The organism is Rhizobiaceae bacterium, from assembly GCA_023953835.1.
GTDB lineage: Bacteria > Pseudomonadota > Alphaproteobacteria > Rhizobiales > Rhizobiaceae > Mesorhizobium_G.
Window position 1 is genome coordinate 378457 of record JAMLJB010000001.1, and the last position, 13656, is coordinate 392112.

Sequence of the window (13656 nt, forward strand, 5' to 3'; positions counted from 1 at the left end):
TGCTAACAAATTACGCCTAAATTTATGTTTGTCGCTCCACGGTCGGATCGGCGAGTTTCGAGTTCCTGTTCGGGCGTATCCGCGTGCAACCTTCGTCATCCGATATGAGACCGTTTACGCAGGCGGAAATGTCGCGCGCCGACCGTCTGCTGCGCGCCGCCGTATCCGGCTATTGCGCGCTGACCCGGCAGCGCCGTTTCGATGCCCAGCAACTTCAGGATCTCGCCATGCCGCTGGTCGGCAGCGCCTCCCGTGACACGCTGCGCTATGTGGCGGCGGCGCTTTCAAAATGCGAAACCGAACCGCCCGAGCTTGTGCGCGAGCTTGCGGGCATGTCCATCGACATCGCCGCCCCGCTGCTTTCGCGCGCCCGCACCCTGACCGATGCCGACCTCATCAACCTGATTGCCGCGCATGGCCTCGGCCACGCCCAGGCCATTGCGCGACGGCAGAACCTGCACCCGTCCATTGCCCAGCTCATCCGCAATATCGAACTGCGCCGGCCCGCAACCCAAAGGCTGCAACCCGCAGAACCGCCCGCTCCTCCCGAGCTTTCGAGCGCGGAACGGCTGGAGCGCGCCCGCGAAAAGCTGCGTGCGATCATGCTTGCGGCGCGCACGCGCCCCACCGCCACGCAGGAAGACATCCGCCGCGCCTATGAAAGGCTGCGCGATACGGCGCTCAGCGGCGGCGGCGCACCATTCGTCGCTGCACTTGCCGGCAGCCTCGGCATCGACCGCGCCACCGCATGGATTATCGCCAGCGATGGTTCGAGCGCAAAATTCGTGCTCGCCGCGCGCGCGATCGGCCTGACCGAGGAACAGGCCTACCTGATTGCGTCGGCTTTGTTCCCGCTGCGCTTCCCGAACGCCGAATCCATCGTCTCGTTCCTGGAGTGCTTTCGCGAATTGAGCCTTGACGATGCCGGCAGGCAACTCGATGCATGGCAGGCCGGCGCTGCGCTCAGGCCTGCTCGATCTGGATGAAATCCCCGACTTCCTTGTCGCCGGTTTCAAGCTCGATCACCCAAAGGTCGGGGTCGAAGCGCTCTTCCCTTGCCAGCCGGTCCTCGATCCTGTCCGCCCCTTCCTGCATCAGAAGCTGGAAGCGGCGGTCCTGCGGCCTGCCGCTGTCATAACTGGCCTGCGGAGCCGGTCCGTACAGCGCCGCTCCGCCCATCCGGTCGCGCGTGACGACGAAAATCGCGCCCGCCTCCGTTGCCCCGCGCCGCAGCACGGCGGCAAAGCCGCCCGTTGCGAACACCCGCCGCACGACAGCCGAAACCCAAAGGTCCGATGTGATTCTCATGGACAGTCCCGGCGTTCAGTCGATCAGGCCTTCGGCTTTCATCTTCCTGTAGACCACCTCGTCGGGCTCCCCGGTCTGCGGCAGGCCGAAGAGCGCCTGGAATTCCTTGATTCCCGCGCGCGTCTTTGCGCCCATGCGGCCATCGGCCTCGATACCATCATTGCCGAAGGCCTTCAGGCCCGCCTGTATCCTTGCCAGCAATTCGGTCGATCCGGGCGTCGTCTGCCGGACAATCGGCTCGGCCTGTCCAATTGATCCGGTGACGTCGGCAATGCCCAGTTCCTTCAACAGGCTCTCATCGACACTGCCCGAAACCGACAAGCCCATCCTGCGCTGATAGGCTGAAATCGCAGCGGAGGTGTTCGGCCCGGCGAGGCCGTCCACCTCGCCCTGATAATAGCCGAGTTGCTTGAGCACCGCCTGCACGGCCTGCAACTGCCTGTCGCCCAACTGAAGGCTTTGCTGCGAAGCGGCGGGGCGGGCCTGCGGCACCGGCGTCTGTGAGCGTTCGAGCCTTATGGTCGTTTCCGGCAATGCGGGTTCGCGATCGTCCGCCGCGAGCGTATCGAACGGACGCGTGGAGAACAGCGGAGCCGTATGCGCATGTGGCTGATACCACAGCGCGTTCGCGGAAACGAAGGAAAGCGCGATCAGGAAAGCAGTGGTGCCGCCGACCAGCGCCGGGTTCTGGGACATGAAGCCGCCGACTGCCTGCATGCCTTGAAGCATGACGCCATCATGCTCGACCGCCGCCGCTCGCTTCTTACGCTGTTTTGCGGAACGCGCCATGATCCAACCCACTGCTCAATATCTGCACTTCCGTCGCTTCGCCCTGTCCATGCGTCGCTGATTCTCGGGGCAACGTCACAATCGCCGTGGTCCCCGCGCCGATCTGGCTCTCCAGCGCGAACGAACCGCCATGCAAGGCCGCCAACCCCTTGACCAGCGCCAGACCCAGGCCGGTGCCGTCGCGCCGATGCGTGTAATCGTTGCCGGCCTGCACGAAGGGCTGGCCGAGCCGCGCAATGTCCTCCTGCGCGATGCCGACACCCGTATCCTTGACCCACAGCCTGACGACATTGTCGTCCTGCGTGGCGCCCACCGTAACGGTTCCGCCTTCCGGCGTGAATTTCACGGCATTCGACAAGAGGTTTATCAGGATCTGGCGGACAGCGCGCCTGTCGGCATCGATTATGCCGACGGCAGGGTCGATCTCCGTCGCCACCTCGATGTTCTTGCGCTCCGCCTGCACGGAGATCATCGAGACGGAGGTGCTGACTGCCGCCTCCAGTTCGAAAGGTTCGCGAATGATCGTGTACGCGCCGAGTTCTATCTTCGACACATCGAGAATGGCGTTGACGACGCCGAGCAGGTGATGCCCCGCCTCGCTGATGAGGGCGACATGCTCCTTCTGGCGCGGGTCGGCGAAGCGCCCGTAAAGCTCGTGCGTCAGCATGTCGGAAAAGCCGATGATCGCGTTCAGCGGCGTGCGCAATTCGTGGCTGACCGAGGCGAGAAAGCTCGATTTGGAAAGTTCGGCCTGCGCGGCGCGTTCCTCGCTTACAGCAAGGCGCGCGCTGAGTTCGCCCATTTCCTGCGCCGTGCGGAAAATCGCCACAAGGCTCGCATCGTTGCTCGGCAGCCTGACGATCTCCGCGCTGAACCATTCATGGACCCCCGCCGTGACCTCGCCATCATGGGCAGGCAGGCGCAGCCGAAGGTCAAGCTTGCGGTTTGTCGCGCCGTTCCTCAGGTCCGAAAGCGCGCACATATAGGCGACGCGGTCGGCGATATGGATGCGGTCGAAAAGGCCCTGCTGCAACAGCATTTCCGGGGGCAGGCGCATCATGTCGCGCGCCTTTGCGGTGACATCTGCAACCTCGCCATTGCTCCCGATGCGCACCACTACCGCGTCGAGCGCGTCGGCCAGTTCATCGCTGGTCGAGGCATTGGCCGGACTCGAATCCGACCTTGTCAGTCTTGCAACCACGGTGAAGCCGTAGAGCAGCACAGGCAGCCAAAGCACGGGCGACCCCCAGCCTGCCTGCGGCAGGAAGGCCGACCCGACAGCTGCCGCTGCCGCTGCCAGAAGGCCGAACAGAAGCGCACGGTCGCTGCGCCAAACCCACCAGGCTTCGAAGACCAGCATCGGCAACAACATTGCCGACGGCGAGCCGAGCCCCCCGCCGAGCGCGACGAGCACGGCCGCGAGGATCGCGCCCGCGCCAAGCGACAGCGCGCCGACCAGCCCTTCCCTGCCATGCGCCGCGACGAATAGACCTGCGAGCCAGCAGGCGCCGAGGATCATGAAATTCGCCGCCGCCAGCGTGGCGGGGCCATGGCTTTGCGAAAGCGTCAGGGAGGATGCCGTTGCGGCAATCGCGGGTGCTGCGAACAGCGCGCCGGCCAGCCGCAGGCGCACGCCCGCCCGCTCTGCGGACAGGCCTGTCGTGTCGACCAGCCTGCGGCAGCCTTCCGCGGCAGAGGCGCACAACGCCCTGATTTTTACCGATACGCTATTCAACGCAACGCAGCCTCGTCCGAATTTCCGGATCGTTTGTTTGCCGCGACACTCGCATTCCCGGTTTAAGGAAAGGATAAAAACAGGCGCGGTTTTCCGCCTTGTGATGCAGCATTGGGGCGCGGGCCTGTCGTTCGGCGCTGCTTTGCCCAACATGGTAAACGATGCGTCTCCGCCGCGCGCACCTCGCATGCGCTTGCATCGGCGACTTTTGATTCTCTTAAGAAAATTTGAGGAAAATGGGAATTTATCGCGTCGCGAAAAACACGCGGCCTGATGGAGACAAAAATGTCCTTCCTGTTGCGCCTGATGTTCTGGTTTGCGATCGTGCTCTATTTCCTGCCGCTGGGGGCGGGGCCCACCGGAGACGGCGGGAAACAGGTGGACGCCCTCGAAGCGGTCTCCGCCGCGCAGCAGGCCGTCGAGGACATCGCCGGCATGTGCGACCGCAGCCCGGACGTCTGCGTGACCGGCAAGGCAGCGCTCCAGATGGTCGGCGAGCGTGCACGCGACCGCGCACGCGCCGCCATCGATACGCTGGACGAGCAGCTCGGGCAGCAAGCGGTCAACGGCGATGCGCCGAGGCCGGATACCCCCGTCATCCCGGTTCCGACCGCCCGCCCGCAGAAATAAGCGGTGACGCAGGCGCGTCCCGGACCTATATGGTGGGCATGACGACCAGCATCGACGAAATCCGCGACGATTTTGCCTTCCTCGACGATTGGGAAGACCGCTATCGCTATGTGATCGACCTCGGCGAATCGCTGCCGGACTTTCCCACCGCCGCCCAGACCGACCGAAACAAGGTGCCGGGCTGCGTGAGCCAGGTCTGGCTGCTGACCGAAACAGGTTCCGGCGACGATCCCGTGATAAGCTTCACCGGCACCTCCGATGCGCACATCGTGCGGGGCCTTGTCGCCATCCTGCTCGCGCTGTTTTCCGGGAGGCGGGCGAGCGAGATCGTCGCCACCGACGCGGAAGCGGTGCTGCGCCAGCTTGGACTGGACGAGCATCTGACGCCGCAGCGCTCGAACGGCCTGCGTTCCATGGTCCGCCGCATCAAGCGCGATGCGGAGGCGGCGCTGGCGAGCGCCGCTCAACAGCCGATCGAAGGCCGGTAGTCCTCCGCACCCCAATGCAGCATCCGCTCGCGTGACTGGATGCGCGGCGGCTCGTAGTGGCGCGCAAGAGCGCCGAGTGCTGCCTTGAGCACGATCTTTGCCGACCTCGCGGGCCAGCGCCGCTCGGCCTCCACCGTCTCAAGCCCTTTCAGGAAGCAGCAGACGTCGAGCAACACGCCCGCCAGTTCCGGCCCCACCTCCACGATTGCCTTTTCGACGCGCAGCCGCGCGGAAAGTGCTGCGTCCGTCAATTCCGCGATGCCGCCCGCCGCGTGCCCGGTGCCCGAAGAAATGCGCGGCTCCCAGTTCGCGCCGAGGCGCGGCATCATCTGCCCTCGCGTGTAGTCGCTGCGCAGCCTCTCACCCGCCCGCACCTCCGCTTCGCTCAGAAAAAGCTTACCCTCCTTGTCCTTGCGCCGCGCGATCTGGCCGAGCGGCGATTCGTCGAGATTGACGGCAAGGACAGTTCTGCCGCCCTCGCCCTCCCGCAGTTCGATCTCGCAATGCTGCGCCTGGAACCCAGCCTCCCGCCCCGCCGCATCGCGCCGCGCCTTCGCCATGCCTTCAGCGGTCAGATGCAGCTTCCCGCCCGTCTCGCGAACGACGCCACGCCGGGCGAGCGCCTGCAACAGCGCGACGGACACCGCGATGCACCTGCCGTTGCCCTGATCGACCAGCGCCTTTCCGTCGCGCACGAGCGCGGCGGCCGTCGCAGGCCCGTGCAGGAGGAATTTCAGCAACCGCGCCTCCATGGCTTCCATCGTCAGCCCTCCACCTTGTCGCCGAGCGCGGCGGCCGTGATGCGCTCGGCGCGGGCCACCATCTGGTCGAACTCGATGTCGTCGCGCATGTCCTCGACCTGATGGCACGCATAGAGGACCGTGGTGCGGTCGCGGTCGAAACCCAGCCCGACCTCCTTCATCGTCAGCCGCATCACCACATGGGCGACGTACATTGCGATCTGCCTGACCTGCGCGATGGAATGGCTGGTGCGGTGCGAGGCTTTCAGCTCCTTGCTCGGCACATTGAAGAGCGCGGAGATGATCTCGACGACGTTGCCGCAGATTTCGATTGCCCGCTCCTGAGAACGTTGGAGGCGCTGCCGCCCGATGTCGTTCAGGAAGGGATCTCGTTCAAATCTCTCGCCCGGCTGAAACCGCGAATCCTTGATGGCAAAGCTCTTCATGAACACCCTCTCGAAATAGGAATTACTTCTTATATTAGAGAATCTTCATGTGTGGAGAAATGCGACGGCAGCTATGCCGAAGATTCATTTAACCGACTGATTTCCCCTCATTTTTTTAATGCCACTCAATTTTTTCCCGGCCGCTTTTCCACAGCCCGGCACAATCGATCCAGGCTGTTGCTCCAAAAGGAGACAGGAAATGCATCACTTGATCAGGGAAGCTTGCTCGTTCGGCGCGGGGCGTGCCGAAGCGGCACAGGAAGCGGCGGAGCGGGCCGCGCTGCAAATTCTGTGCGGGCTGGACCTTGACGCGGTGCTGCGTGCGTCTGTGCAGGGCCTTTCAGCCGCCATCCAGCGTGCGGAGCGCGCGCTGCGAACGGAACGCATCAAGGGCCTGCGCCGGCACTGGAGCTATGACCTCAATCGGCATATCGCCCTGAAACAGGCGATCGACCGATTGCGCGCCAGGCAAGGACCAAAATGAAAAGTGCACCGCGCAGGGCGATGCACTTGATCTTCCAGACGGGTAAATGATGCGACACCGCGTTCGGGGCACGACGCGGCTTACGGCATGCCGCCTACTTGCGCGTCTTGCGCTTGCGGCCAAGCCCCATCTTCTTTGCGAGCTGCGAACGGGCAGCCGCATAGTTGGGCGCAACCATCGGATAGCTGGAGTCGAGACCCCACTTCTCACGATACTGTTCCGGGGTCAGATTGTAGTGTGTCATGATGTGGCGCTTGAGTGACTTGAACTTTTTTCCGTCCTCAAGGCAGATAATATATTCGTCATGCACCGACCGCTTGGGGTTGATAGCCGGCTTCTGTTTATCGACCGGAGCCTGCGGCTCAGGATCAGCGCCAACCCGGCCCAGCGCCGCATGCACCTCGGCAATCAGGCCGGGGAGTTCCGAAGCAGGCACCGAATTATTGCTTACATAAGCCGAAACAACGTCGGCAGTCAGTCCAATCAACATCTCGCCGCCACGAGACGAAGCATCTGAATGTTCCATGGTTCAGATTTCCTGTTAATTCCCGAGATACGTTTCAGTTTATCCGCCAGCTGGGGCTACCGGAGATTTGCCCGAGATTTGTCGAATCGCATCTTCGACCTCGTAATTGTCCGTTACGCTAAATTATCTGGGAGATCAATGATCTACTTCGAATAGTCGCAGCTTCGTGTTGATTACTACTATTATTCAAAGACACTAATTGAATATTGCGAGTGAACGGTCGCGGGAAATCGCCGTATTATCGGCGTTTCCGAAGTATTCGTGCCGCCCTCTCCGAGAAAAAGTTAATTTTGGGTATACGATGCGCGCAAGCAAAAGGGGACAGCATCGCGAGACGCTGTCCCCTCAAAAACGCGGCCGATTCGTTAGCCGCCGTGGGCGTTGTGGTCCATGCTGCCGCCCATCGACTCCACAGCAAATTCCACGTCCACTTCACCGGCTTTTTCGAAGGTAAGGCTCCCCTTGAATCGTTCCCCTTCCTTCAAAGGCCGCTCGATTCCCATGAACATGAGGTGGAACGAACCCGGCTTGAGTTCGACCGTTCCTCCCGCCGGGATTTCAATTCCGGCGGCAAGTTCGCGCATGGTCATGACGCCCTTCGCATCGACAGCCATTTCATGGATCTGGGCTTTGGGGGAAATCTCGCCTGTCACCGCGACAAGGCGGTCGGCCTCGCCGCCTTCATTCTTCAATGTCAGGTATCCGGCTGCCACCTTTGCCCCGGCAGGCGTGGCGCGCGACCATGGATGGCCGATCTCGATTGCCCCCGCCTTGTACTCGTGCGCCGAAAGGCCTTGTGTCCATGCTAACAGAGACAACGCGGCGAAAGCCGAAATACCCAATGAGGATTTGGCGCTGAGAGCGCCGTGAAAGAAATTTCGCATGATTTGCTCCTGATGTGTGTCCGCTGGTGCGGAGAAATGTCGTTCCGGCGTCTGTGCGCCGCAGAGTCACATCATCGATGGCGGAGCGCGCGGATTGCCCTGTTTCGCATCGGAACGAAGCACCAGCCGGTCGCCGGAACTGACGCCGAGCGGCTCTGAAATCGTTCTGAAGGCGGCCGCCGGAACCGAAGCGTCCCGCGGCGGCAGCAGCAGGTTTGCCGAAGCGTGGCAGGCCAGCGTGCAGCAGTCCGGAAACCCGCTGTGCCGGTCGGGTGCGGTGTTCCCCTGGCCGGCCTGATCGCTGATACAAAGCGGATTGCCGAAGGCGTCGACCGGCATTGGCGTCGCACTGGCCCATGCACCGCCCAATGCATGGAGCATGAACATCAGCGCCGCCACGATCGAAATCGCGGCGCGCCTTCCATCTGCTCGCGCTATCCAGTTCAGCCTTCCCATGCGGTGCTTCTAGTGCCTTTCCCCTGCTGATGGAAGGTTCCGCGATTGTCAAAAATCGCCCAAGGCTGGATAGTCCGGGTCGGCAACAGCGACGAAACATGGATTGGCCCGCAATTTCATGATCACCCGCCGGTTCTTTCTCGCCTCGGGCGCCGCCGCCCTGTGTGCCGGACACGCCCGCGCCGCGCTGCCTTCCGTCACTTTCCTGTTCATTGCCGATGTCCACGCCTGCCGGATGGGTCCGGGGCTCAGCCCTAACTGCCAGACGGAGGGAAAGACCGACGCAAACCTGCTGCGGCATATCCGTGCGCTGAACGATCTGGAATACAAGCACTGGCCTGAAACCATAAACGGCGCGCCGACCGGCCTCGCCAATGCGGGCCGACGCATTGGCGAGCCGAAAGGCGTGGTCATCGGCGGGGATATGACCGACGACGGCGGCGGGCAGACGGCCGAACTCCAGGAAGGCACGCAAATCCTCCAGTTCAGCCACCGCTACCGGCAGGGACCGGGGCCAGACATGCTGCACATGCCCGTCTATGCGGGGCTCGGCAACCACGACCTCGACCAGGACGGGCGGCCGCCCGATCCCGATTGGTACAGGCAGGAACTGCGCGACTATGTGCGCTTCAACCACGAACCAAGCGTTTTCTTCAAGCCGCCGGTCCCGGCGACCAATTTCGATCCACTGAGCGATTGCTATTCCTGGGACTGGGGACCGCTGCATCTGGTGCAGTTGCATCGATTCGGCGGCGACACCCGCAAGGGCGCGGTCAGCGCGCTGCCCTGGCTGAAGCAGGACCTCGCGACCCATGGCGCTGAAGGCAGGCCGGTGGTACTTTTTCAGCACTATGGGTGGGATCCGTTCTCGACTGAGCGCTGGGACCCTGAAAAGACCACATTTGACGATGCAGGGCATGGTGCGCCGCACTGGTGGACCGAAGAAGAGCGCCAGGCTCTCCTCGACGCCGTCGCGGATGCGAACGTCATAGGCATCTTCCACGGCCACGAGCACGACACGCCGATGATCTACCGGCAAGGCAATATCGACCTCTTCAAGCCGATCGCCGCATTCAAGGGAGGCTTCGCGCTCGCGCAACTCGAAGGACAGCGCTTCTCGGTTGTTCTTGGCGAAGCGTCGGACGAGCAGGGCAATGTGCGCTTCACGAACGCCTTCCAAAAGACCATTAGCTGATACGACTGACATGAGCGAAACCGAGATCGATGTCGAGCATCAGCCGGTCGGCAATGCGTTCGCCCGCGCCGTCGACCGGATACTGGAACCGCACATACTCGGGCCTGTTTTCGGCACTCTGGCCGTAGGGCTTGCGCTTTTCGTCATCCACGAGATCAGCGACAAGGTCCATCTCCACCAGATCGGCGCGGCGATTGCGGCGACGCCTCCCGAAACCGTCATCTCCTCGCTCTTCCTGACTGCGATCTCGTTTTGCGCGCTCGCGCTCTATGACGTACTCGCCATCCGGCGCGTTGCGCCGGGCCGCGTCCCCACGCGGATCGCCGTCATGGCGGGCATGATCGGCTACGGCTTTTCAAACGCCATCGGCTTCCATGTCTTCGTCGGCGGCCCCGTCCGCTACCGCATCTATCAGTCGGCGGGTCTGGACGCGTCCGACGTGGGCCGCGTCGTCGGAACCTCGCTCATCACCTTCACCGGCGGCCTGCTCGCCGTGCTCGGCATCGCGCTGGTGCTCGACCCCTTCGGCGTGCCGGCGCTCCAGATGCTGTCTCCCGCCGCGGACAGGGCGCTGGGCGGGGCAATCCTGCTGTTCATCGCCGCCTCGCTGTTCTGGCTCTCGCGAAGGGTGCGCAATGTCTCATTGCTCGGCTGGCGCTTCCCCTTGCCGACGGCAGGCAATGCGCTTGCACAGATATTGATCGGCGCGCTCGACATCGCGGCGGCGGCGGGCGCGCTCTACGTGTTGCTGCCGCAGGATGTCGTGCCGAGCTTCGTGGTCTTTCTCGTGCTGTTCGTGGCGGCCATGCTCGCCACGATCATCAGCCACGCGCCCGGCGGCCTCGGCGTCATGGAAGCGACGATCCTGCTCGGCCTCGGCGCGGGCACGCGTCCCGACGTGGTGGCCGCACTGGTCGTCTATCGCGTCATCTATTACCTGCTGCCGCTGGCGATTGCGGCGGCATCGTTGCTGGCGCTTGAAATCTACCGCGCCCGCACCGCCGTCTCCAGCATCGCGGGACGCACCTTCCGGCTCACGCGCCTCATCGTGCCGCCCATCGCCACGACGCTTGTGCTCGGCGGCGGCATGGTCCTGCTGTTCTCGGGCAGCACGCCTGCCAACGGCGACCGCACCGACATATTGAGCGACATCCTGCCGCTGCCTTTCGCCGAGGCGTCACATCTGCTTGCCAGCATAACGGGCGTGCTGCTCATCGTCATCGCGCGCGGCCTGTTCCGCAGGCTGGCGCTGGCCCGTATCGCGGCAATCGCGCTGCTGCTGTCCGGCGCGGCCTTCTCCCTGCTCAAGGGTCTCGACTGGGAGGAAGCGCTCATCCTGTGCGCGGTCGCCGCCGTTCTCTACGTCTACAGGAGCGCCTTCTACCGCAAGGGCGACTGGCGCTCATTCCGCCCGGACATCACCTGGATCGCGCTGATGGCGATCATCGTCGGGGCGTTCACGCTGGTCGGCCTGCTTGCCTATCGCCATGTCGAATACCAGTCCGATATGTGGTGGGATTTCGCCTGGGACGCGGACGCGCCCCGCTTCCTGCGCGCCACGGTCGCCATGGCCATTGTTGCTGCGGCGATCGCCATCGACGCGCTGTTGCATCGGCCCGTGCCCGCGCCCAAGACCGTGCGGCAGCCGATCCCCGACGCGGTGCGCACCATTCTCGAAACGTCGGCGGGCACCAATGGCTGCGTGGCGCTTCTGGGCGACAAATCCTTCATGGTCTCGGAGAACAAAAAAGCCTTCCTCATGTATGCCGTATCGGGCCGAAGCTGGATCACCATGGGCGACCCGGTCGGCGAACCCGGCCCAAGCCGTGCCCTTTTGTGGCGCTTCGTCGAGGCGGCGGACCGGGCAGGCGCGCGGCCCGTGTTTTATTCGATCCAACCGGACTACCTGACCAGCTATCTGGACATGAACCTCGCCATCCTGAAAATCGGCGAGAACGCCCGCGTACCGCTGACCGATTTTGCGCTGGCGGGGGCCTCGCGCCAGCCGCTTCGCTATGCCGAAGGCCGCGCAACGCGCGAGGGGCTTGTCTATTCGGTCATCCCGAAGGCGGATGTTCCCGCCGCCTTGCCTGACCTGCGCGCCGTGTCCGACGAGTGGCTCGCCCACAAGCACGGCAAGGAAAAGGGCTTCTCGCTCGGCTATTTCGACGACGCCTATATGAGCGAGTTCGATTGCGCGGTATTGAAAAAGGAAGGCGCTATTGTCGCCTTCGCTAATCTGTGGCGCAGCGGCGACCACGATGAATTCTCGATCGATCTCATGCGCTACAAGGCGGGCATCTCGAAGGTCCTGATGGAAGCCTTCTTCGCGCACCTCCTGCTCTACGGAAAGGAGGAAGGCTACAAATGGTTCAACCTTGGCGCGGCGCCGCTGGCGGGCCTGTCCGATCACCCGCTCGCCTCCACATGGAACCGCGTCGGCACCTTCATCTATCGCCGCGGCGACGAGTTCTACAATTTCGAGGGACTGCGCGCCTTCAAGCAGAAATTCGACCCCGTCTGGACGCCGCAATACATGGCCTGCCCGCGCGGCCTCGCCATGCCGCAGGTGCTGCTCGACGTCACGACGCTGATTTCCGGCGGCCCGATGGGAATTTTCAAGAGATGAAGGCGGCATTGGCTTTGATCTGGCTCGTGGCGGCACTCGGGCCTGCTGCCGCGCAAGCGCGAGATACCAAGGTGTCCAGCGGGCGGCTTGAAAATGTGCGCCTGCTCGCGCCGGACGATGATCCGAAGGCCATGGTCATCTATTTCTCCGACCGCCCGGGCTGGACGGCGAAGGACGACGCCATCGCGTCGGCGCTTCGGGATGACGGCGACGTCGTACTCGGCGTCGATCTCAATTCCTACGCGTCCCGGCTCGACAGTTCGGACGGCGAATGCCTCTATGTCGTCGGCGAGTTGACCGACCTCGCGCAGGTTGCACAGCGCACGCTCTACATCCAGACCTATCTGCCGCCGATCCTTGCCGGAACCGGCGAGGGCGCGACCTTCGCCTTTGCGGCGCTTGCCGACGCGCCGCCCAACACACTTGGCGGCGCGGTTGCCTCCGGCTTTGCCAACCGGCTTTCCACCCGCCTGCCCTTCTGTCCCGGTTCCACCGCCACGCCGACGGCGGACGGACACGCATTTTCCTATGGCTTCGACGTTCCCCTGCCGGAACCGGCAACGCTCTATGTCCCGGATGACCAGGCCGAGGCCATGCAGGCGGCAACCGCCGCGCAGGACCAGATCAGCGTCGATACGCTCGACGTCGATACACCTGAGCAGCAGATCGTCGGCACGGTGGCCGACCTTGCGGACGGTATCGAGCCGTTCGGCAGGCTCCCCGCTGTCGACCTTCCCGCCACCGGCACGCCAAAAGCGGTCGCGATCCTCATTTCCGGCGATGGCGGCTGGCGCGATCTCGACAAGACCATGGGCGAGTGGCTTTCCACGCAGGGCGTGCATGTCGTCGGCCTCGATTCGCTGCACTATTTCTGGTCGAGGCGCACGCCGCAGGAACTCGCCACCGACCTTGCCGCCCTCGTCAAGGACGCCGACCCGCAGCAGAAGCTGCCGGTCCTGCTCATCGGCTATTCCTTCGGCGCAGACACCATTCCTTTTGCCTGGCCGCTCCTCCCGACCGCACTGCAAGCGCGCACAAAAGTCCTCGCACTGCTTGCGCCCAGCCTTTCGACCTCTTTTCAAGTGACGATTTCCGGCTGGCTCGGCATCGACGACAGCGGCTACAAGATTGCGCCGGCCATTGCCGCGCTTCCTGCCGACAGGCTGCTGTGCATCTATGGCAAGGACGACGCCGATGAAACGGCATGCACCGATCCCGCCATCCCCGCATCCACAGTCATCGAGACCGATGGCGGCCATCATTTCGACGGCGACTACAACGCAATCGCGCAACGCTTCCTTGACCGGCTCTGACGGTGTATCCCGGTTTCGGCCCTATTCAGCGAG

The 13656-nt window shown here is 63.5% G+C and carries 15 protein-coding genes; 7 read left to right on the forward strand and 8 right to left on the reverse strand.

What is annotated here, in order from left to right:
• Window positions 1-128 precede the first annotated feature (128 nt).
• Entirely contained in the window at window positions 129-986 is an 858-nt protein-coding gene (locus M9924_01825) for a DUF2336 domain-containing protein (protein MCO5063133.1), read from the forward strand.
• Here M9924_01825 and M9924_01830 read toward each other — a convergent pair.
• The 3 genes from M9924_01830 to M9924_01840 are packed head-to-tail and all read right to left on the reverse strand — an operon-like array spanning window position 964 to window position 3832.
• Window positions 964-1308, reverse strand: coding sequence for a DUF1491 family protein (locus tag M9924_01830; GenBank protein ID MCO5063134.1), 345 nt, complete (start codon window positions 1306-1308; stop codon window positions 964-966). The two genes, M9924_01825 and M9924_01830, sit on opposite strands and share 23 nt — an antisense overlap.
• Before the next feature lie 15 nt (window positions 1309-1323).
• Window positions 1324-2097, reverse strand: coding sequence for a peptidoglycan-binding protein (locus tag M9924_01835; protein MCO5063135.1), 774 nt, complete (start codon window positions 2095-2097; stop codon window positions 1324-1326).
• A complete protein-coding gene (locus M9924_01840; GenBank protein MCO5063136.1) occupies window positions 2072-3832 on the reverse strand; it encodes a PAS domain-containing sensor histidine kinase in 1761 nt (586 codons plus the stop codon). The genes M9924_01835 and M9924_01840 overlap by 26 nt, the downstream gene beginning before the upstream one ends.
• A 285-nt stretch (window positions 3833-4117) precedes the next feature.
• Between M9924_01840 and M9924_01845 the strand changes: the two genes are divergently transcribed.
• Both M9924_01845 and M9924_01850 read left to right on the forward strand, forming a co-directional pair.
• Window positions 4118-4462, forward strand: coding sequence for a DUF5330 domain-containing protein (locus tag M9924_01845; protein ID MCO5063137.1), 345 nt, complete (start codon window positions 4118-4120; stop codon window positions 4460-4462).
• Window positions 4463-4500: 38 nt separating this feature from the next.
• Window positions 4501-4950: a SufE family protein gene (locus M9924_01850; protein ID MCO5063138.1), complete on the forward strand. Its 450-nt coding sequence runs from the start codon at window positions 4501-4503 to the stop codon at window positions 4948-4950.
• Here M9924_01850 and M9924_01855 read toward each other — a convergent pair.
• Window positions 4926-5711, reverse strand: coding sequence for a DUF6456 domain-containing protein (locus M9924_01855; protein ID MCO5063139.1), 786 nt, complete (start codon window positions 5709-5711; stop codon window positions 4926-4928). The two genes, M9924_01850 and M9924_01855, sit on opposite strands and share 25 nt — an antisense overlap.
• Before the next feature lie 2 nt (window positions 5712-5713).
• Window positions 5714-6136, reverse strand: a complete 423-nt coding sequence (locus tag M9924_01860) for a chromosomal replication initiator DnaA (GenBank protein ID MCO5063140.1) — start codon at window positions 6134-6136, stop codon at window positions 5714-5716.
• Window positions 6137-6335: 199 nt separating this feature from the next.
• On the opposite strand from M9924_01860, the gene M9924_01865 reads away from it, so the two are divergent.
• The gene (locus tag M9924_01865) at window positions 6336-6620 is read left to right on the forward strand and encodes a cytoplasmic protein (GenBank protein ID MCO5063141.1); all 285 of its coding nucleotides are present in this window, start codon (window positions 6336-6338) and stop codon (window positions 6618-6620) included.
• A gap of 94 nt (window positions 6621-6714) precedes the next feature.
• Here M9924_01865 and M9924_01870 read toward each other — a convergent pair whose 3' ends face one another.
• From M9924_01870 to M9924_01880, 3 genes are all read right to left on the reverse strand, one after another.
• On the reverse strand, window positions 6715-7146 hold the full coding sequence (locus M9924_01870) for a MucR family transcriptional regulator (protein ID MCO5063142.1): 432 nt from the start codon (window positions 7144-7146) through the stop codon (window positions 6715-6717).
• Between the two features lie 365 nt (window positions 7147-7511).
• The gene (locus tag M9924_01875) at window positions 7512-8030 is read right to left on the reverse strand and encodes a copper chaperone PCu(A)C (GenBank protein ID MCO5063143.1); all 519 of its coding nucleotides are present in this window, start codon (window positions 8028-8030) and stop codon (window positions 7512-7514) included.
• A gap of 66 nt (window positions 8031-8096) precedes the next feature.
• On the reverse strand, window positions 8097-8486 hold the full coding sequence (locus M9924_01880; protein MCO5063144.1) for a hypothetical protein: 390 nt from the start codon (window positions 8484-8486) through the stop codon (window positions 8097-8099).
• 103 nt (window positions 8487-8589) lie between these two features.
• Between M9924_01880 and M9924_01885 the strand changes: the two genes are divergently transcribed.
• From M9924_01885 to M9924_01895, 3 genes are read left to right on the forward strand one after another with little or no spacing between them, the layout of a single operon-like run.
• Window positions 8590-9681: a metallophosphoesterase gene (locus tag M9924_01885; protein MCO5063145.1), complete on the forward strand. Its 1092-nt coding sequence runs from the start codon at window positions 8590-8592 to the stop codon at window positions 9679-9681.
• 10 nt (window positions 9682-9691) lie between these two features.
• Window positions 9692-12310, forward strand: a complete 2619-nt coding sequence (gene mprF / locus M9924_01890) for a bifunctional lysylphosphatidylglycerol flippase/synthetase MprF (GenBank protein MCO5063146.1) — start codon at window positions 9692-9694, stop codon at window positions 12308-12310.
• On the forward strand, window positions 12307-13623 hold the full coding sequence (locus M9924_01895; GenBank protein ID MCO5063147.1) for a virulence factor family protein: 1317 nt from the start codon (window positions 12307-12309) through the stop codon (window positions 13621-13623). Before mprF ends, M9924_01895 begins: the two co-directional genes overlap by 4 nt.
• Window positions 13624-13656 lie beyond the last annotated feature (33 nt).